This window comes from Nocardia sp. NPDC051833 (assembly GCF_040681225.1).
GTDB lineage: Bacteria > Actinomycetota > Actinomycetes > Mycobacteriales > Mycobacteriaceae > Nocardia.
In genome coordinates this window covers 1,981,365-1,998,789 of the sequence record NZ_JBFAYK010000001.1, presented here as the reverse complement: position 1 = coordinate 1,998,789, position 17,425 = coordinate 1,981,365, and the positions used below count along the sequence as shown (strand labels likewise).

Sequence of the window (17,425 nt, the reverse complement as noted above, 5' to 3'; positions counted from 1 at the left end):
GTGTCAGGTTTCGCTGTCAGGATCGGTGTCCATGACGACCCGCTACTACACCGCTACCAGCCTCGACGGCTACATCGCCGACCCCGACAATTCGCTGGACTGGCTGATGGCCGTCCCCGACGCGGGCACCGCGACCGGTGATGTCGGCGAATTCCTGCGCGGCGTCGGCGCGCTGTGCCTCGGTTCGACGACCTACGAGTGGATGGCGGCCAACGAACCGCCCGAGTCCTGGCACGACAACTACGGCGATCGTCCGACCTGGGTGTTCACCCATCGCGTGCTGCCCGAGTTCCCCGGCGCGAATGTGCGTTTCGTCGCGGGCGGGGTCGAGTCCGTGCACGCGGAGATGGTCGCCGCGGCCGGTGACCGCGATATCTGGATCATCGGCGGCGGCGATCTCGCCGGGCAGTTCGCCGATGCCGGGCTGCTCGACGAGGTGATCGTCGGCGTCGCGCCGGTGACGCTCGGCGGCGGCGCTCCGCTGCTGCCGCGCCGCCTGCTCTCCGATCAGCTGCGGTTGGTCGCGGTCGAACAGCTGGGCCAGTTCGCCAAGCTCGTCTACCGATTGCGCTGATTCGTCAATTTTTGTTGACACCGCCGAAATCGTCAATCAAAATTGACGCCATGACCGATGCAACAACGCTCGCCTCGGCGGCGGGCAATCCTGATCCGGCGGTCGGCCTGCGCGCGGTACTCGCCCTGCGCAGGCTGGCCGACCGGCTCGAATCCATCCAGGTGGCCAATGCCAGGGCCCACGGCTGGTCGTGGCAGGCGATTGCCGAAGCGCTCGAGGTGAGCAAGCAGGCGGTGCATCAGAAACACAATCGGAAGGGCGGTACCCGCTGATGTTCGAGAAGTTCAGCCGACAGGCCAGGGTGGCGGTCGTCAGTGCCCAGGACGACGCCAAGGAACTCGGCGCCGGCCGGATCGGTCCCGAGCACGTGCTGCTCGGCGTGATCACGAACGCCGAACCGGGCCTGCGGGCAGTGCTCGACGCGCGGGGCATCACCGCCGACGGGACGCGGGCCGCGCTCGCCGCCCGGACGGGCACGCCGCCGCTGGGCGCCGATGACGCCGAGGCCCTGCGCTCGATCGGGATCGACCTGGACGCGGTGCGGGCCAGCGTCACCGAGAACTTCGGCCCCGACGCCTGGGACCGGGCCGAACCGGAGGTCCGGCGCGGCGTCTTCGGCCGGCTGCTCGGCGCCGGGCACATCCCGTTCACGAACCCGGCCAAGAAGACGCTCGAACTCGCACTGCGCGAGGCGATCCACCGCAAGGATCGCGAAATTTCCACGGCCTACCTGTTGCTCGGCATTCTGCGCGGCGCCGACCCGGCCACCACCGACCTGCTCGGCGGCCGTGACGGGGCCGCCGCCTTGCGCGCCGACGTCTACGGAATGCTCGACCGCGCAGCGTGAATTCCGTGTCGGGTGTGTGTCAGACCCGCCGCAATGTCCGATTCCCGGCCTAGCATGGCTCTATGCAGCTAGCCATTCGACTGGTCATCAACGCCATTGCCATCTGGGCCGCGGCGGCGTGGATCGACAAGATCGACATCCTGGTCCCGGCCGATTCGGGCAACTGGGGCAAAGCCCTGGTGATCCTGATCGTCGCGGCGGTGTTCACCGCGGTGAACGCCGTCATCAAGCCGATCGTGAAGCTCCTGTCCCTGCCGTTCGTGATCCTCACGCTCGGGCTGTTCCTGCTGCTGGTGAACGCGGGCATGCTCTGGCTCACCGCGAAGATCACCGAACTGTCCGACTACGGTCTGCGGGTCGACGGTTTCTGGGCGGCGTTCTGGGGCGGTGTGATCATCTCGCTGGTCAACTGGGCGCTCGGCATCCTCGTGCCCGACGGCGACGACTAAGCCAGTCCGACGGCGAGCGCGCTCAGTGCCGACCAGGCCAGCAGCGCCAGCCCGGAATCGCGCAGGGCGGGAATCAGTTCCAGCCCGCCCTTGCCCGTGCGCACCGGGGCATTGGCACGGATCGCCAGCGGCAACGCCAGCAGTCCGGCCAGTGCCAACGGGGTGCGGGCCACCAGCGCCAGGCTGATCACGAACGGCGCGACCAGCAGCACCAGATGCAGCGTGCGGGTGCGGGTGTCGCCGAGTTTCACCGCGAGGGTGACCTTCCCCGACTCGGTGTCGGTGGGGATGTCGCGCAGGTTGTTGGCGACCAGCACCGCGCTGGAGAACGCACCGACGCCGATCGCCAGCAGCAGCCCCACCCAGTCCACCCGCAGTGCCTGCACGTACTGGGTGCCCAGCACCGCGATGAGGCCGAAGAACACGAACACCGCGATCTCACCGAAACCGCTGTAGCCGTAGGGCTTGCTGCCACCGGTGTAGAACCAGGCGCCGGCCAGGCACACCGCGCCGATCACGACCAGCCACCACGCGGTCGTCACGGCCAGTACCAGGCCCGCGACCGCGCCGATCGCCAGGCTGAGCACCGCGGCATTGCGGACGGCGGTGGGGGAGGCCAGTTTCGAGCCGACCAGCCGCAGCGGGCCGACGCGCACGTCGTCGGTGCCGCGGATGCCGTCGGAGTAGTCGTTGGCGTAGTTCACACCGACGATCAGCGCCAGCGAAACCAGCAGCGCCAGCAGCGCTTTCCACCAGACGGCCCCGTCGATCGACGCCGCCGCGCCCGTCCCGGCGAGTACCGGCGCGATCGCGTTCGGCAGCGTCCGCGGCCGGGCGCCTTCGATCCATTCCGCTGCTGTAGCCATGGATCGAAGCCTAGCCCCGGCCGGTGTACTAAGCGGATTCGGCGACGGTCTTGAGCCGGGCCAGCCCTTTGTCGAAGTCCTTGCCGATCATGTTGTCGATCGGGAAGACCTTGCCGAGCACGCCCATCAGGCCCGAGTGGGTGCCGGTCATCCGCCAGGTCACCTCGGTGTTGCTGCCGCTCGGCGTGAGGGTGAAGGTGACGAAGTTGGTGGCTTTGAACGGCTTCTCGAACGCCAGCTCGATGCCGATCTCGTGCGCGGCGTCGGCCTTGATCTCCATCGCGCCTGCGCCCGCCTTGCGGTTGCCGCGCCAGGTGTAGCGCGCGCCGACGCCGGACTCGGGCCCGGTGTAGGTGCGGGCGAGCTGGGGATCGGCGTCCTCCCACGGCGACCACAGTCGCCACTGGCGGAAATCGTCGATGAAACCGTGGATGCGTGCGGGTTCGGCGGCAATGGTCGTGCGCCGGGTCACCTCGAAGTCGCCCATGCGGGTCAGCCTAAGCCGGGGTACCGACATTTTCGCGGCGTGCGGCAGTGGTGTCGCGCCGGTCGTCCGCGTGGAACAGGAGCCGGTCGCCGTGCTCGCCTACGATGACTTGCGGCATGTCTGCACAGCATCTCGGCCCCGACGGGCCGCCTCCCACCGTCGCGGTGGCCGCTGCCCCCATCGTCGTGGGGGTGCTCGGCGTGATCGCGATCCGCCGCGACGACGCGACGCTGCTCGCGCTGCCCGGCGCGCGGGCCCGGCTGCTGCTGGCCGCGCTGGCCGTGCGTCCCGGCCGGGCCCGCAGCGCGCAGGCGCTCGTCGACGAGGTGTGGGGCGACCAGCCGCCACGGGCGCCGATGAACGCCCTGCACACACAGGTGTCGCGGCTGCGGGCGCTGCTGCCCGACGGCGCGCTGGAGATCGGCCCGGCCGGTTACCGGCTGACCCTGCCCGCCGACAGCGTCGACCTGACCGCGGCCGCCGCCCTGGTCCATCGCGCCGACGACCTGCGCGCGACCGGCGACACTGCGGCGAGCCTCGCCGCGATCGCCGCCGCCCGGGTGCTGTGGCGCGGTGAACCGGGCGCCGACCTGCCCGAATCCGGCCCCGCCGACGACCTGCGCGCCGCCGCCGACCAGCTGCGCCGCGACCTCGACCGCGCCGAACTCGCCGCCCATACCGCGCGGGGCGACTTCGCCGCCGCCCTCCCGCTGGCTGCCGCCGACGCGGCCGCACATCCCTTGGACGAGCCTGCCCACACCACGCTCATCCGCCTGCTCGCCGCGGCGGGCCGCACCAGCGACGCGCTGGAAACCTTCGCCACCTACCGGCTGCGGCTGATCGAGGAACTCGGCGCCGACCCGGGCCCGACCCTGCTCGCGCTCAATACCGCCGTGTTGCGTGGCGATCCGATCGAGCTCCCCGGTGCCAGGCAGCGGCCCTCCGACGCGCCCTCCGCGACCGGCATCCCGGAGCACGATGCCGCGGGGTCGGCACCGGCGAACCCTGGCATAGACGACCGAACACCGGCCGCCGACACCGCGATCGTCGACCCGGCCGCACGGGCAGGCGTCAACGATCCGCACTCCCGGGACGACCGGTCGGCGGCGAACATCGGCCGGGACGCGTCTGCGGCAGCACTGCCCGGCACCCCGATCGCCGACCCCACGGCGCTGGCAGTCGCCACAGGTGCGACCGGGTCCCGGGACGGCTGGTCGGCGAGCACCTGGGACACGCCCGCGGCAGGACTACCCGGCAGCGCGGTCGCTCCGATGGCCGACCGCGCCAACGGCCAACCGCGCACCCTCCCGCCCACCTCCCTCGGCTTGCGTGCCGCCCCCAACGAACTGCTCGGTCGCGCGGCCGATCTCGACGCGATTACCGATCTGGTGTGCCGCTCGCGGGTGACGACGGTGCTCGGCCCCGGCGGCACCGGCAAGACCAGGGTGGCGAACGCGGTCGGCGAACGACTCACCGGCACCCTCCCGGTGGTGCTGGTCGAGCTGGCCCCGGTGCAGGCCGAGTCGGCAGGCGCGCAGGCTGAGTCGGCTAGCGTGCGGGCCGAGTCGGCAGGCGCGCGGGCCGAGTCGCTGGGCACGCAGGCCGTGGTCGACATCGAAGCGGCGATCGGGCACGTGATGGGCCTGGGTGAGGTGATCCGTGAGCCGGGCGGTCTCCGCCTGGGCCGGCAGGTCGACCAGCGCACCCGACTGCGTGACGCGCTGGCCGCCCGGCCGACCCTGCTGATCCTGGACAACTGCGAGCACGTGATCGAGGCGGCCGCCGAAGTCGTCGCCGATCTGGTCGGCAGCTGTGCCCAGCTGACCGTCCTGACGACCAGCCGCTCCCCGCTGGCGATCACCGCCGAATCCGTCTATCCGCTGGCCCCGTTGGCGATCGACGCGGCGGGCTCGCCCGCCACGGACCTGTTCACCGCGCGGGCCAGGGCGGTACGCCCCGATGTCCGGCTCGATCCCGAGATCGTGGCCCGGCTGTGCCGCACCCTGGATGGTCTGCCGCTGGCGATCGAACTGGCCGCGGCCCGGGTGCGCACGATGAGCGTCGCCGAGATCGAATCCAGGCTCGAACATCGATTCGCCCTGCTGCGCAGCGGCGATCGGGCCGCCCCGCAGCGGCATCGCACGCTGCACGCGGTGATCGCGTGGAGCTGGAACCTGCTCGACCTCGATCAGCAGATCGTGCTGCGCAGGCTGTCCCGGTTCCCGGGTGGCTTCATCTTGTCCGCGGCCGAAGTCGTCGCGGCCGGACCCGAGGTCGCCGATGTCGCCACCGCGGTCGACGGGCTGGTCGGCCAGTCGCTGCTCACCGTGCTCGACGATCCCGACGGCACCGGCATCCGGTATCGCATGCTCGAGACCGTGCGCGAGTTCGGCGCCGAGCAGCTGGCCGCCGTCGACGCCGTGACCGACGGCGCCGAGACCACGCTGGTCCGCGAGCGGATGGCCGGGTGGGCACGGGAATTCGTGCTCGGGGCCGTCCGCGACTACCCCGCCGTCGACCAGGTGCCGGTGGTGCTCGCGGTGACCGCCGAGCTCGACAATCTGGTCGCGGTCCTGCGCACAGCCACCGCGCACGGCGACGCGGACACGGTCTACACCGTGTTCCCGGTGGTCGCGACGCTGTGGGTGATGCGGGGCGCGCATCTGGAGTTCATCGGCTGGGCGGTGCGGCTGGTCGCGATCGCGCCGCCGCGGCCCGTCTCCGGGGTGGCCGCCGACCTCCAGATGGTCACCCACATGCTGACCTGCCTGCACCTGATGTTCCACAACGGCGGTGACGCGCGCCCGGTGGCGCTGGCGCGGATGCGCGCTCGTCGGCTGCTGAGGCATCCCGGGCTCGATCCGGGTCTGCGGCTGCTCGGCGCGCTGATCACGGTGCGGCCGCACGGCTTCCGCCTCGGCCGGTTGCTGGCCGAGGGCGCCCACTCGCCGGAGCGCAGCGCGCGGGTGGCCGCCTTGGCCGCCCGGGCCAACTTCTGGGAGAACGCGGGGAACGTGGCGGGCTCGACCCGCGACGCGGTGCGCGCGCTGGACGAAATGGAGTCGCGCGACGTCTGGGGCGCGGCGATGATGAGCCAGCATCTCGCCCAGCTGTGCGGTCAGTCCGCCCGGTACGCCGAGTCGGCCACCCACTACCGCCGGGCGCTGACGCAGATGAGCCGCCTGCGGGTCGACGACGAGATCCTGGAGGGACGGTGTTTCCTGTCGGCCGTCCTGATCGGCGCCGGTCAGCGCGAGCAGGCTCGCGCTGAGCTCGGTTTCGTCCTGCGGTCGGAGGATTCGGGGCTGGGTCAGGTCGACGATCCCACCATCCGCCGCAATCACCGGCTCTCGACCGTCGCGACCGCGGTGGCCGAGCTGGAGCTGGCCGACGGTGACATCGACGCCGGTCTCCGGCACTACCGCCGGGCGCTGGAGCTGCTCGGCTGGCCCGATTTCGAGCTCAGTCCGGGTCCCGGCGCGCTGATGGTGTCGGCGGCGGCGGTCAGCGCCCACGTGCTGCACGGCCGGGCGGGCGCGGCGGACGATCTGGTGGCGCAGATCGTCGCGACCACCGATCGCAGGCTCTCGCAGTACCTGGACCTGCCGCAGATCGGCGCGGTGGCCTGCGCGGTCGGCTCCTACCTGCTGACGACTGATCCGCGGCGCCCCGAGGGACTCGAACTGTTCACGCTCGCCGCGGCTTCGGCGGCCAGGCAGGACTATCCGTCGATGGAACTGGCCCGCCACCGCGCGCTGCACCGGGACCGGGTGGGCGCGGAAGCACTGGCCCGGGCCGAGCGCGCGGCGGCGGGGGTGCGCAGGCTCGCGGCCGCCACCCGCATCGTCGAGCTCGTCACGCACCTGGACGGACACGACAACGGCACCCGACCCTGACGGATCGGATGCCGTTGCGCCCGCGCGGGTTCAGGCCCTGCGCATGTAGGCCCGCACGGTGAGCGGCGCGAACACCGCGATGACCACGAGCGAACCGACCAGCGACCACAGCAGGTCACTGCTGTAGACGTTGGCGTTCATCAGGTCCCGGCAGGTGTTGACCATGTAGTACACCGGGTTGGCGTGGTTGATCGCCTGCATCCAGCCCGGCATGGTGCTCACCGGGGCGAACGCGCCGGACATGAAGGTCAGCGGGAACATCACCATCATCGAGATGCCCTGCACGGAAGCGGCGCTCTTGCCGGTGACGCCGACCAGCGCCCACACCCAGCTGATCGCGAACGAGCAGACCACGACCACCAGGCAGGCCGCGACGACCCCGGCGACGCCGCCACCGGGCCGGTAGCCCAGGCACAGGCCGACGATGATCGTCAGCGTGGAGGCGATGCCGTAGCGCACCATGTCGGCCAGCAGCGCGCCGGCCAGGGCCGACACCCGGGCGATGGGCAGGGATTTGAAGCGGTCGAAGACGCCCTTGTCCATGTCTTCGCGCAGCTGGGTGCCGGTGACCACCGAGGTGAGCACGACGGTCTGCACGAGGATGCCGGGGATGAGCACGGGCAGGTAGCTGTCGACGCTGCCCGAGATCGCGCCGCCGAAGATGTAGGTGAACAGCGCGGTGAACAGGATCGGTTGCACGGTCACGTCGAAGAGCTGCTCGGGATTGTGCTTGATCTTGAGCAGGCCGCGGTAGGCCATGGTGAACGAGGTGGAGATCGTCTCGCGCAGGCCAACCCGGTCGCTGACCTGAGCGACGTCGGAGGTGGCTGCGGGAGCGGTGAGGACAGCGGTCATGCCGCGCTCCGTTCGGTGTCGTCGGATTCGTCGGCCGGGTGGCCGGTGATGGTGAGGAAGACCTCGTCGAGGGTCGGCTTGGAGACGGTGATCTCCTCGACGCCGATCTCCCAGTCGCGCAGGCGGATCAGCAGGTCGGCGGTGAGGTTCGGATCGGGCAGCGGCGCGGTGAGCCTGCCCGCCTCGGGGCTGATCTGCGCGGCGACGCCGAGGAAGTCGCCGACGATGCGCTTGGCCTCCTCGAGCTGTTCGCGATCGAGCAGCGTCAGGTGCACCGAGGAACCGCCGATGGAGGCTTTGAGCTGGTCGGCGGTGCCGTCGGCGATCACCCGGCCGTGGTCGATCACGGCGATCCGGTCGGCCAGCTGGTCGGCCTCGTCGAGGTACTGGGTGGTGAGCAGCACGGTCGCGCCCTCGGTGACCAGCCTGCGGATGGTGTCCCACATCTGGGCGCGGGTGCGCGGATCGAGGCCGGTGGTCGGTTCGTCGAGGAACAGCAGCGGCGGGGTGGAGATCAGGCTGGCCGCGAGATCGAGGCGCCTGCGCATGCCGCCGGAGAAGTTCTTCAGCGGCTTGTTCGCCGCCTCGGTGAGGTCGAACTCGTCGAGTAGCTCGACGGCACGGCGGCGGGCGTCGGGCCTGCTCAGGCCGAGCAGGCGGGCGAAGATGATCAGGTTCTCGGTGGCGGAGAGCTCCTCGTCGACCGAGGCGTACTGCCCCGTGACGCCGATCAGCGAGCGAACCGCGTTGGGCCGCTCGACGACGTCGTGGCCGAAGATCCGCGCGCTGCCGCCGTCGGGCCGCAGCAGCGTGGCGAGCATCTTGATGGTCGTCGTCTTGCCGGCGCCGTTCGGTCCGAGCACCCCGTAGACCGAGCCGCGCGGCACCGCCAGGCTCACCCCGTCCACGGCGCGCTGCTTGCCGAACACCTTGACCAGACCGTCCGCCTCGACGGCGAGGGCTGCAGTGGGTGTGTAAGTCATGGGACCTACGGTGCCCGGCTCGCCTTGCACGGCCCTTGCGTCGCGATGGCGTGGCCACGCAAGGGACCGGTGAGCGTCAGCTCCGGGTGTTGGCCAGCAGGTGTTCGCGCAGGGCGGCGCGGTCGGGCTTGCCGGGGCCGCGCAGCGGGATCTCGGTCAGCACGGCCAGCTCACGCGGCGCGGCGATGGAATCGAGTTCGGCGACCACGTGGGCCCGGATCTCGTCCAGCGTCGGCGCGGCGCCGGGCGTCGGCACGATCGCGACCGCGACCCGCTGACCCAGCCGCTCGTCGGGCAACCCGAGCACGATGCACTCCCTGATCCCGGGATGGTTGGCCAGCACGGCCTCCACCACCTGCGGAATCACCAGCAGGCCGCCGGTCATGATCGCCTCGTCGAGTCGACCGCTGATCGAGAGCACGCCGTCCTCGTAGGCGCCCGCGTCCTCGGTGCGGAACCAGCCGGGTTCGGCGAAGGCCGGATGATCGGGCAGGTTGCGGTACCCGTGGGCGATCATGGCGCCGCCGAGCAGCACCCGGCCGTCCTCGATCCGCACCTCGGTGCCGTCGAGCGGCACGCCCTCGTAGACGCAGCCGCCGCAGGTCTCGCTCATGCCGTAGGTCCGTACGACGGTGATGCCCGCCTCGCGCGCGCGTTCGTAGACCGGCAGCGGTGTCGCCGCCCCGCCGACCAGCACGCCGTCGAGTTCGGCCAGCGCCTTGGCCGCCACCGGCGAATCCAGCGACTTGATCAGCTGGGTGGGCACCAGCGCGGTGTAGCGGCGCGGCCCGCGCATGGCGGCCACGGCGCCGGCCAGCGCCTCGGGCAGGAACCCGCCCGACACGTCGAGCACGGTCGGCTCGGTGCCGGCCAGGATGCTGCGCAGCAGCACCTGGATGCCCGCGATGTGATGGGTCGGCAGGGCCAGCAGCCAGCTGCCGGGTCCGCCGAGCCGGTCGTGGGTGGCGTTACCGCTGGCCCGCAGGGCTTCGGCGCCGAGCAGCGCGCCCTTGGGGATACCGGTGGTGCCGGAGGTGGTCACCACCAGCGCGACGTCGTCGTCGATCGGATCGCCGGGCTTGAGCGCGTCGGAGAGCCTGCGCGCCTCGCGGCGATCGGTGGTCGGGATCGGCAGCCACGCCGGGCCGTTGCCGTCGAGCGCCTGACGCAGGTGGGGAAGCACTTCGCCGACACCGGAACCGGTCGGCATCTGCAGCGTCCGCAGGGTTCTACTCACGCCACCACCTCCGGATACAGCTTGCTGCGCTCCCTCACGGCTTCGATCGTGTCATGCGACGGCCGAGACCCGGCCAACGGGTCGGTTTGCCGGGATAACGTTCGCCACAAGGCAGGCATAGCGACTGCGATTCAGTAGATGGACGACGACGCGCACTGCGCTCCGGACGACGGCGGTCGGGCGCTTGCTCGCAGCTATCGTGCGCGGCCGGACCCGGATCGGCAACTCGGGTCCGCCGCGATAACCACTCGTTCACTCCGCCGACCAGCGCGGATCCCGCCGGATCGGATGTTCGGCAGGAACCTGTACCAGAACGATCGCGATGCCGTCCGGGTCGCGCACCCACATCTCCCACAGGCCCCACGGCTCGAGCTCGGGTGCGCGCTCGATGGCAATTCCCTTCAGCGCCAACTCCGCCGCCGCGTCGGCGACATCGCGCACCTGCAGCCAGATCGCGCCGTCGAACCGGCCCGGCTCGCCGCTGCCGCCGTGCCCGGCGACCTCGATCAGGCCCTGTCCGGCGTAGAACACGGTGCCGCCCGGGTACTCCCGCGCGATCGCCAGGCCGAGGCCGTCCCGGTAGAACGCCAGCGTGGTGGCATAGTCGCTGGGCCGCAGAATGATCCGGCTGTTGAGAATGTCCATGGGGCCGTCCGTTCTCAGAAGTACCAGGGGTAGGGCGCCCAGTCGGGCTTGCGCTTCTCCAGGAACGCGTCGCGGCCCTCGACCGCTTCGTCGGTCATGTACGCCATCCTGGTCGCCTCGCCCGCGAAGAGCTGCTGGCCGACCAGGCCGTCGTCGAGCAGGTTGAAAGCGTATTTCAGCATCCGTTGGGCCTGCGGCGATTTGCCGTTGATGTCCGCGGTCCACTCCAGCGCGACGTTCTCCAGCTCGTCGTGGTCGACGACCTTGTTCACCGCGCCCATCTGGTGCATCTCCTCGGCCGTGTACGGCCTGCCGAGGAAGAAGATCTCGCGGGCGAACTTCTGCCCGACCATCTTCGCCAGGTACGCGCTGCCGTAGCCGCCGTCGAACGAGCCGACGTCGGCGTCGGTCTGCTTGAACCGCGCGTGCTCGCGCGAGGCCAGCGTCAGGTCGCAGACCACGTGCAGGCTGTGCCCGCCACCGGCCGCCCAGCCGTTCACCAGCGCGATGACGACCTTGGGCATGAAGCGGATCAGCCGCTGGACCTCGAGGATGTGCAACCTGCCCGCGCGCGCGGTGTCGACGGTGTCGGCGGTCTCGCCCTCGGCGTACTGGTAGCCGTTGCGGCCGCGGATGCGCTGGTCGCCGCCGGAGCAGAAGGCCCAGCCGCCGTCCTTGGGGCTGGGGCCGTTGCCGGTGAGCAGCACCGCGCCGACATCGGGTGACATCCGCGCGTGATCGAGCGCGCGGTAGAGCTCGTCGACGGTGTGCGGACGGAACGCGTTGCGCACCTCCGGCCGGTCGAACGCCACCCGCACCGTGCCCTGCTCGATATGTCGGTGGTAGGTGATGTCGGTCAGGTCCTCGAACCCGGGGACGGGCCGCCACAGCTTCGGATCGAAAGTCACGACCCTGATTATTGCCCTACCGTCCGGCGGACCGGTACGAGGTCGTAACACCGCAGCTCGAGCGGTCGGCGCGTGTTTCCCGGACCCGGTGCGTATAGTTGCGGCTGCTCGTTCAACGAACCGATCCGGAGGAACCTGAAAGTGGTTGCAGCGCTGTCTGAATCCCTGCTCGACGACACCAAGCGTCCGGCTTTTCTCGCCGACGCCGTCGAAGTTCTCGACGCCGAGGTCTCGGACAAAGGTGGTGCGTCCGGCCTGGCCGTGAAGGGTGGCTACGCGGCGGTCAAGAAGATCAGCCCGACCATCGTTCCCGATGCGCTGGCCTCGCTGGCGCCGAAGCTGCTCGATCAGCTCCAGCCGTACTGGGCCGAATTCACCACCTCGGGTGCGGGCACCTTCGCCGACCTGCTGACCTCGAAGTCCGATGAGGTCGCCGAGTCGCTGCTGGCCGTCACCGACGCCCGCGCCGACGCGTCGAGCCGTCCCGCCCTGCAGAAGGTGTACTCCTCCATGCGTGGCTCGGCCAAGAAGCACGTCGTCGAGGCCCTGCCGCGGGTGGCCGACCTGGTGCAGAAGCACGCGGGCTGAGTCCCATGGCGGGGTAGCCCCCGCGTCAGATCGAACGTGAGGCCGGTGCGGCCCCGGGTGCGAACCCGTCCGCACCGGCCTTTCGCGTCGGTGGGTGACCACACTCACGTAACGGGGGATGGGGCGGTCGCCGCCACAGCATTTCCCGGTCGGCGGTAAATTCCGGAGCTGCGATTGTGAGCCGGGCAACGCCGTCGGTGAACAGCGGGAAAATCGAAGGTTGCCGACAATTCCGGACGCGCGGCGACGGTTCCGCGCGATTGACTCTTTCCGTTCCGAATCGATTACGTTCGATTTCAGGTGATTCGGAAGGCGAATTACCACGACGCGGAATATGACTTTTCCGCTCGGTTCGGTTCGAGAAGGAAGTTCGGTCCCATGATCTCTCGCAAGACTCTCGCCGCCACCGGTGCCGCCGCGGCCGCCGCCGTGATGTTCCTCGGTCCCGTCGCCGTCGCGAGCGCCGACTCGGGTTCGGCGACCGGATCCTTCAGTGGCTCGGCCGATCTGGCCAGTGGCTCCGCCGACCTGTCCTCGGGTTCGGCCGCCCTGACCACCGGTTCGGCCGCCGGTGCCGGCGTGCTCGACTCGGGCAGCTCGGCGCTCGACGGCGGGACCTCGGCACTGGTCAACGTCATCGACCTGATCACCGGTATCAACGGTCTGCTGCCCCCGCCCGCCGCGTCCTGAGCTGATCTGTGTGTGTTTTTCCGGAATTCGGCGGCAGTGGTGAATCTGTCGCCGAATTCCCTTTTTTCGGCATATCGGACACCCGGTCGCCGAATAACTCCCACGTCATTATGGAAACGCTTCGGCGAGCGCCGATATCGGACGGTCGAAACACGTGACCGTACCGCCGATCCGCCGGTTGCGGTGGCCGGTCCGCCCGGCCGGTGACGCAGACAACGCGGGCCGGGGGCAGACGCGTGTGGTCCGGTCTGACACTCTGGGATTGTGAATCCGTCAACTGCGCAGGCACGAGTGGTCGTCGACGAGCTCGTGCGCGGCGGCGTCCGCGAGGTCGTGCTCTGCCCCGGATCGCGCAACGCCCCACTGGCCTTCGCGCTGCAGGCGGCGGACGTGGCCGGACAGCTGCGGCTGCACATGCGCATCGACGAGCGCACCGCGGGCTTCCTCGCGGTCGGGCTCGCGGTGTCCTCCGGGCGGCCGGTGCCGGTCGTGATGACCTCGGGCACCGCCGTCGCCAATCTGGGCCCCGCCGTGCTGGAGGCCAACTACGCCCGGGTGCCGCTGATCGTGGTCAGCGCGAATCGGCCGTACGAGATGCTCGGCACCGGCGCCAACCAGACGGTCGAGCAGCTGGGTCTGTTCGGCAGCCAGGTGCGGGCCACCATCAGCCTCGGGCTCGCCGAAGCCGAGGCGGGGGAGTCGGCCTATCCGCGCCAGAACAGCGTCTGGCGCTCCTCGGTGTGCCGGGTGCTCGCCGCGGCGCGCGGCACCAGGTCGGGCAATGCCGGTCCGGTGCAGTTCGACATCCCGCTGCGCGAGCCGCTGGTGCCCGAGCTCTCCGACGATCCGCTGCCCACCGGCCGCGACGGCGAACAGCCCTGGACCGCCACCCAGTACGCCACCCTCGACGTGCCGCTCGACATCGACCTGACGCCCGACACCGTCGTCATCTCCGGCCACGGCGCGCGCCTGCTGCCCGAACTCGCCGAGCTGCCGACCGTGGCCGAGCCGACGGCACCGATGCACGGTCCCGCCCTGCATCCGCTCGCGTTGTCGCTGCTGAAGCCGACGCAGGCGATCATCACCGGCCGCCCGACCCTGCACCGGCAGGTCTCGCGGGTGCTCGCCGACCCGAATGTCACCGTCTTCGCGCTCACCACCGGCCCGCGCTGGCCCGATGTCTCCGGCAATGTCGTCGGCACCGGTACCCGCGCGGTCACCACCGGCGCCCCGCGGCCGGAGTGGCTGGCACGCTGCGTCGATCTGAACCGGCAGGCGGAATCGGTGGTGCGCGCCGAACTGGCCACCCACCCGAAGGCCACCGGCCTGCACGTCGCGGCCGTCGTCATGGACGCGCTGCGCGAGGGTGATCAGCTGCTGCTCGGCGCCTCCAACCCGGTCCGCGACGCGGCGCTGGTCTCGCATCCACGTCCCGGTGTCCGGGTGCTGTCCAACCGCGGCGTCGCCGGCATCGACGGCACCGTCTCCGGCGCGGTCGGCGCCGCACTGGCCCATCCCGGCCGCACCGTGGCGCTGATGGGCGACCTGACCTTCCTGCACGACGCGTCCGGCCTGCTGATCGGTCGTGGCGAGCCGCGACCCGACAACCTCACCATCGTCGTCGCCAACGACGACGGTGGCGGCATCTTCGAGCTGCTCGAACAGGGTGATCCGCAGTACGCGGGCGTGTTCGAGCGGGTCTTCGGCACCCCGCACGGCATGGACCTGGCCGCCCTGTGCGCGGCCTACCGCATCCCGCACCGCCAGGTCGACCCGGCGGAGCTGGCCGTGGAGCTGGCGGGCGACGCGCACGGACTGCGCGTGCTCGAGGTCGCGACGGAGCGCTCCAGCCTGCGCGAACTGCACGCCACCGTGCGCGCCAAGATCGCGGGCTAGGCGTGGCCGGTCACGGCTCCTCGACGAATTCGTCCTCGTAGGGGACCGGGATCGTCTGCTCGATCACGTCGGCGGCGTTCGCGGTGTCGGCGTCGCGGTCGATATTGGCCGCCATCTCGTCGGAGTATCGGGCGGCATCGAAGAACGCCGGGTCGTCGGGATCGTCGGCGGCGAAGGCCGATTGTTCCTGTTCGATCCGATCGGCCTCGGGGACTTCGTCGAGCGGCCGGGCGGTGTAGTCGATCATCGGTGCTCCTCGGTTGTCGCCTCGCACGGTGTCGCTGATCGTTCCGCCATCCAGCGTGCGCCGATCGGCAGCGCTCGGCAACCCGCGCGCCGATGAGATCGCGCGGCTCGTGTCGTCTGCATTGGTGACCGAGTCCGTCCTCGCCCAGGAGCGTCCATGGAACCGCAATTCGACTTCGCCCTCGCCGCCCGCACCCTCGCCGACGTCGTCGCCGGGATCCCCGACGACCGGCTCGACGCCCTGACGCCGTGCGAGGACACCACCGTGCGCCAGGTGCTCGCCCACGTCGTCGGGCTGACCGAGGCCTTCCGGCAGGCCGCCACCAAGGAGTCCGTCGGCCGTTCGGAGCCGCCGATCCTGGACAGCCCGCTGGCCGTCGACTGGCGCACCCTGATCCCCGCCCAGCTCGCCGCGCTCACCGAGGCCTGGCGGGTCCCCGCGGCCTGGGACGGCGACGCCGAGGCCGGTGGCATCGTGCTGCCCGCGGCGATCATGGCCACCGTCGCGCTCGACGAGGTCACCGTGCACGCCTGGGATCTCGCGGTCGCCACGGGACAGTCCGTGACTGTCGATCCGGACCATCTGGCGATCCTGCTCGACTTCCTGCGCGACACCGACCCGGACGGCACCCCCGGGCTGTTCGGTCCGGTCGTCGCCGTGCCCGACGCCGCGCCCGCGTTCGACCGCCTGCTCGGGCTGACCGGACGCGATCCGGGCTGGCGTCCGGCTGCGATCGCAGCGGACCGGCGGGTTTGATACGGTCGCAGCACGTTTGACGGTAAACCTGGGGGGTTTCGTTGTGCTGCAACTCGTTCTGATCCTGATGGCCCTGGCCGGGCTGTTCTCCTGGATGGCCTTCACCAACGGCAGCGTGGTGGTCGCCGTGATCTTCGCGCTGCTGGCGCTGGCGCCGCTGATCGCGATCGTGGTCGCCATGGTGCGCAAGCGAACCGGGGCCACCGGTCCGCTGTTCGGCAAGCAGTCCAGGGTGGTGGGAGTGATCGCGCTGGTGACCGTCATCGGGGCGGTCGGCTACGCGGTGTACTGGACCTTCTGGACGCCGAAGGAGTACGAGGGCCAGTTGGCGAACGTGCGCGACATGGAGTCGGCCTGCCATGACATGGGCGGCAAGTTCTTCCCGTCCGCGGCCGAATTCGGCGGGCCCGCACCGCATCCGGTGGTCGCGTTCGTCGACGAGCAGGTGGGTGGGACCTCGGAGGCCGAGATCGGTGGTTCCGACGCGCCGCGCGAGTGGGGCGGCCGCGGGCTGAAACCCGCCGACGTGCAGCTCATCGCCTGCCTCGACGAGGCCGAGGACGGCAAGTTCCTCACCGACTGCAAGTTCACCAGCAGCACGCTGCCGCTCTATCAAGGTCGCTACGACGTGACCATCCGCGAGGCACGGACCGGCCGCACGGTCGGGACCGTCGAACTGGCGGGCAAGTCGACGCCCGACTGCCCGTTCTCGGCGCTCACCAAGGGCGACAACCCGAAGATCCACACCGAGCCCGATCTCGCCGAATACCAGCGCGCGCTGGCCGAATTCGTCTCGAAGTAGGCCGGTTCAGCGGACGAAGGCGCCGCCGATCGTGGCGAGGGTGGCCGCCCGCGCCGACTGGTCGGCGGCGCTGTCGTCGATGGGGTCACCGCTGGCGAGCAGCCGGTAGTACAGCGGCGCCGACACCGCCGACAGGACCGCGCGCGCGTCGGTGCCCGCGGGCGCCTCGCCGCGCGCCACGGCGTCCTCGACGCAGGGCGCCCACTCGGTGAGCCGGGTGTCGTAGAAGGTGTGCAGCGCCGTGGCGGTGACCTCGTCTCCGGTGGCCGCGGCGATGACGGCGCGGAACAGATTGCCCTGGCGCGGGTCGGCGAGCGTCTTCGCCACCAGCCGGGCATTGGCGGTCAGATCGTCGAGCAGGGCGCCGGTGTCGGCGCGCGGCAGCGACTGCTCGGCCATGTCGACGAGCAGATCGGCGACCAGGCCCGCCGGTGTGCGCCAGCGCCGGTAGACCGTCGTCTTGCCGACGCCCGCCGTCGCGGCGACCTCTGCCAGATCGAGGCTGACGAAGCCCCGGTCGGCGATCAGATCGCCCGCCACCTGCAGGACCGATTCGCGGACCCGGGCGGTGCGTCCACCTGGGCGAACGGACCCCGGCCAGGCGATGTCGTGATTCATAACGGAACTCCAGTTTCATTTAGCGCGCAACGGGTGTACTGTCCGAAGTGTTAACGGAACTATAGACCCTTTAGGAGTTCT

19 protein-coding genes are annotated in these 17,425 nt (G+C 70.6%); 10 read left to right on the top strand and 9 right to left on the bottom strand.

The genetic code is table 11. The features are described 5' to 3' along the window. Positions 1 to 31: 31 nt before the first annotated feature. The 4 genes from AB0L91_RS08765 (at position 32) to AB0L91_RS08750 (ending at position 1,870) form a co-directional block, all read left to right on the top strand. A complete protein-coding gene (locus tag AB0L91_RS08765; RefSeq protein ID WP_365008390.1) occupies positions 32 to 574 on the top strand; it encodes a dihydrofolate reductase family protein in 543 nt (180 codons plus the stop codon). A gap of 50 nt (positions 575 to 624) precedes the next feature. Further along, a complete protein-coding gene (locus tag AB0L91_RS08760; RefSeq protein ID WP_355273913.1) occupies positions 625 to 846 on the top strand; it encodes a helix-turn-helix domain-containing protein in 222 nt (73 codons plus the stop codon). Continuing rightward, positions 846 to 1,421, top strand: coding sequence for a Clp protease N-terminal domain-containing protein (locus AB0L91_RS08755; protein WP_365008388.1), 576 nt, complete (start codon positions 846 to 848; stop codon positions 1,419 to 1,421). Before AB0L91_RS08760 ends, AB0L91_RS08755 begins: the two co-directional genes overlap by 1 nt. A gap of 62 nt (positions 1,422 to 1,483) precedes the next feature. Next, on the top strand, positions 1,484 to 1,870 hold the full coding sequence (locus tag AB0L91_RS08750) for a phage holin family protein (RefSeq protein ID WP_218716646.1): 387 nt from the start codon (positions 1,484 to 1,486) through the stop codon (positions 1,868 to 1,870). On the opposite strand, the gene AB0L91_RS08745 is transcribed toward AB0L91_RS08750, so the two are convergent. Both AB0L91_RS08745 and AB0L91_RS08740 read right to left on the bottom strand, forming a co-directional pair. Next, positions 1,867 to 2,736 (bottom strand): 1,4-dihydroxy-2-naphthoate polyprenyltransferase, encoded by an 870-nt coding sequence (locus AB0L91_RS08745; protein WP_365008385.1) that lies wholly within the window; start codon positions 2,734 to 2,736, stop codon positions 1,867 to 1,869. The two genes, AB0L91_RS08750 and AB0L91_RS08745, sit on opposite strands and share 4 nt — an antisense overlap. Positions 2,737 to 2,764: 28 nt before the next feature. Beyond that, the gene (locus AB0L91_RS08740; RefSeq protein WP_365008382.1) at positions 2,765 to 3,223 is read right to left on the bottom strand and encodes an SRPBCC family protein; all 459 of its coding nucleotides are present in this window, start codon (positions 3,221 to 3,223) and stop codon (positions 2,765 to 2,767) included. A gap of 116 nt (positions 3,224 to 3,339) precedes the next feature. Between AB0L91_RS08740 and AB0L91_RS08735 the strand changes: the two genes are divergently transcribed. Continuing rightward, a complete protein-coding gene (locus tag AB0L91_RS08735; RefSeq protein WP_365008379.1) occupies positions 3,340 to 7,119 on the top strand; it encodes a BTAD domain-containing putative transcriptional regulator in 3,780 nt (1,259 codons plus the stop codon). A gap of 30 nt (positions 7,120 to 7,149) precedes the next feature. Here AB0L91_RS08735 and AB0L91_RS08730 read toward each other — a convergent pair whose 3' ends face one another. The 5 genes from AB0L91_RS08730 to AB0L91_RS08710 form a co-directional block, all read right to left on the bottom strand. Next, positions 7,150 to 7,974: an ABC transporter permease gene (locus AB0L91_RS08730; RefSeq protein WP_365008378.1), complete on the bottom strand. Its 825-nt coding sequence runs from the start codon at positions 7,972 to 7,974 to the stop codon at positions 7,150 to 7,152. Next, complete coding sequence (locus AB0L91_RS08725; protein ID WP_365008376.1) at positions 7,971 to 8,957, bottom strand: ATP-binding cassette domain-containing protein; 987 nt, start codon at positions 8,955 to 8,957, stop codon at positions 7,971 to 7,973. Before AB0L91_RS08725 ends, AB0L91_RS08730 begins: the two co-directional genes overlap by 4 nt. 76 nt (positions 8,958 to 9,033) lie before the next feature. Next, positions 9,034 to 10,167 carry an o-succinylbenzoate--CoA ligase gene (menE, locus tag AB0L91_RS08720; RefSeq protein ID WP_357344191.1) on the bottom strand — a complete coding sequence of 378 codons (1,134 nt, stop codon included), beginning with the start codon at positions 10,165 to 10,167 and terminating at the stop codon, positions 9,034 to 9,036. A 279-nt stretch (positions 10,168 to 10,446) separates the two neighbouring features. Further along, complete coding sequence (locus AB0L91_RS08715) at positions 10,447 to 10,839, bottom strand: VOC family protein (RefSeq protein WP_365008374.1); 393 nt, start codon at positions 10,837 to 10,839, stop codon at positions 10,447 to 10,449. A 14-nt stretch (positions 10,840 to 10,853) separates the two neighbouring features. After that, a complete protein-coding gene (locus AB0L91_RS08710; protein ID WP_302875141.1) occupies positions 10,854 to 11,747 on the bottom strand; it encodes a 1,4-dihydroxy-2-naphthoyl-CoA synthase in 894 nt (297 codons plus the stop codon). 141 nt (positions 11,748 to 11,888) lie between these two features. On the opposite strand from AB0L91_RS08710, the gene AB0L91_RS08705 reads away from it, so the two are divergent. The 3 genes from AB0L91_RS08705 to menD all read left to right on the top strand — a co-directional run bounded on the left by AB0L91_RS08705 (position 11,889) and on the right by menD (position 14,921). Beyond that, complete coding sequence (locus tag AB0L91_RS08705) at positions 11,889 to 12,335, top strand: hypothetical protein (protein ID WP_218719592.1); 447 nt, start codon at positions 11,889 to 11,891, stop codon at positions 12,333 to 12,335. Positions 12,336 to 12,713: 378 nt separating this feature from the next. Beyond that, the gene (locus tag AB0L91_RS08700) at positions 12,714 to 13,025 is read left to right on the top strand and encodes a hypothetical protein (protein ID WP_365008370.1); all 312 of its coding nucleotides are present in this window, start codon (positions 12,714 to 12,716) and stop codon (positions 13,023 to 13,025) included. A 264-nt stretch (positions 13,026 to 13,289) separates the two neighbouring features. Further along, on the top strand, positions 13,290 to 14,921 hold the full coding sequence (menD, locus tag AB0L91_RS08695) for a 2-succinyl-5-enolpyruvyl-6-hydroxy-3-cyclohexene-1-carboxylic-acid synthase (protein ID WP_365008367.1): 1,632 nt from the start codon (positions 13,290 to 13,292) through the stop codon (positions 14,919 to 14,921). A 10-nt stretch (positions 14,922 to 14,931) separates the two neighbouring features. On the opposite strand, the gene AB0L91_RS08690 is transcribed toward menD, so the two are convergent. Beyond that, positions 14,932 to 15,168, bottom strand: coding sequence for a hypothetical protein (locus AB0L91_RS08690; protein WP_365008365.1), 237 nt, complete (start codon positions 15,166 to 15,168; stop codon positions 14,932 to 14,934). Positions 15,169 to 15,324: 156 nt separating this feature from the next. On the opposite strand from AB0L91_RS08690, the gene AB0L91_RS08685 reads away from it, so the two are divergent. Then, positions 15,325 to 15,924 (top strand): TIGR03086 family metal-binding protein, encoded by a 600-nt coding sequence (locus tag AB0L91_RS08685; protein WP_365008363.1) that lies wholly within the window; start codon positions 15,325 to 15,327, stop codon positions 15,922 to 15,924. 43 nt (positions 15,925 to 15,967) lie between these two features. After that, on the top strand, positions 15,968 to 16,726 hold the full coding sequence (locus tag AB0L91_RS08680; RefSeq protein WP_365008361.1) for a hypothetical protein: 759 nt from the start codon (positions 15,968 to 15,970) through the stop codon (positions 16,724 to 16,726). Between the two features lie 6 nt (positions 16,727 to 16,732). Here the strand turns inward: AB0L91_RS08680 and AB0L91_RS08675 are convergent, their stop codons facing one another. Next, entirely contained in the window at positions 16,733 to 17,344 is a 612-nt protein-coding gene (locus AB0L91_RS08675; RefSeq protein WP_355273874.1) for a TetR/AcrR family transcriptional regulator C-terminal ligand-binding domain-containing protein, read from the bottom strand. Positions 17,345 to 17,425 lie beyond the last annotated feature (81 nt).

Excerpts from the sequence above, each read along its gene's own strand:
- AB0L91_RS08765 (WP_365008390.1), top strand. The coding sequence starts at position 32 with ATGACGACCCGCTACTACACCGCTACCAGCCTCGACGGCTACATCGCC.
- AB0L91_RS08760 (WP_355273913.1), top strand. The coding sequence starts at position 625 with ATGACCGATGCAACAACGCTCGCCTCGGCGGCGGGCAATCCTGATCCG.
- AB0L91_RS08755 (WP_365008388.1), top strand. The coding sequence starts at position 846 with ATGTTCGAGAAGTTCAGCCGACAGGCCAGGGTGGCGGTCGTCAGTGCC.
- AB0L91_RS08750 (WP_218716646.1), top strand. The coding sequence starts at position 1,484 with ATGCAGCTAGCCATTCGACTGGTCATCAACGCCATTGCCATCTGGGCC.
- AB0L91_RS08745 (WP_365008385.1), bottom strand. The coding sequence starts at position 2,736 with ATGGCTACAGCAGCGGAATGGATCGAAGGCGCCCGGCCGCGGACGCTG.
- AB0L91_RS08740 (WP_365008382.1), bottom strand. The coding sequence starts at position 3,223 with ATGGGCGACTTCGAGGTGACCCGGCGCACGACCATTGCCGCCGAACCC.
- AB0L91_RS08735 (WP_365008379.1), top strand. The coding sequence starts at position 3,340 with ATGTCTGCACAGCATCTCGGCCCCGACGGGCCGCCTCCCACCGTCGCG.
- AB0L91_RS08730 (WP_365008378.1), bottom strand. The coding sequence starts at position 7,974 with ATGACCGCTGTCCTCACCGCTCCCGCAGCCACCTCCGACGTCGCTCAG.
- AB0L91_RS08725 (WP_365008376.1), bottom strand. The coding sequence starts at position 8,957 with ATGACTTACACACCCACTGCAGCCCTCGCCGTCGAGGCGGACGGTCTG.
- menE (WP_357344191.1), bottom strand. The coding sequence starts at position 10,167 with ATGCCGACCGGTTCCGGTGTCGGCGAAGTGCTTCCCCACCTGCGTCAG.
- AB0L91_RS08715 (WP_365008374.1), bottom strand. The coding sequence starts at position 10,839 with ATGGACATTCTCAACAGCCGGATCATTCTGCGGCCCAGCGACTATGCC.
- AB0L91_RS08700 (WP_365008370.1), top strand. The coding sequence starts at position 12,714 with ATGATCTCTCGCAAGACTCTCGCCGCCACCGGTGCCGCCGCGGCCGCC.
- AB0L91_RS08690 (WP_365008365.1), bottom strand. The coding sequence starts at position 15,168 with ATGATCGACTACACCGCCCGGCCGCTCGACGAAGTCCCCGAGGCCGAT.
- AB0L91_RS08685 (WP_365008363.1), top strand. The coding sequence starts at position 15,325 with ATGGAACCGCAATTCGACTTCGCCCTCGCCGCCCGCACCCTCGCCGAC.
- AB0L91_RS08675 (WP_355273874.1), bottom strand. The coding sequence starts at position 17,344 with ATGAATCACGACATCGCCTGGCCGGGGTCCGTTCGCCCAGGTGGACGC.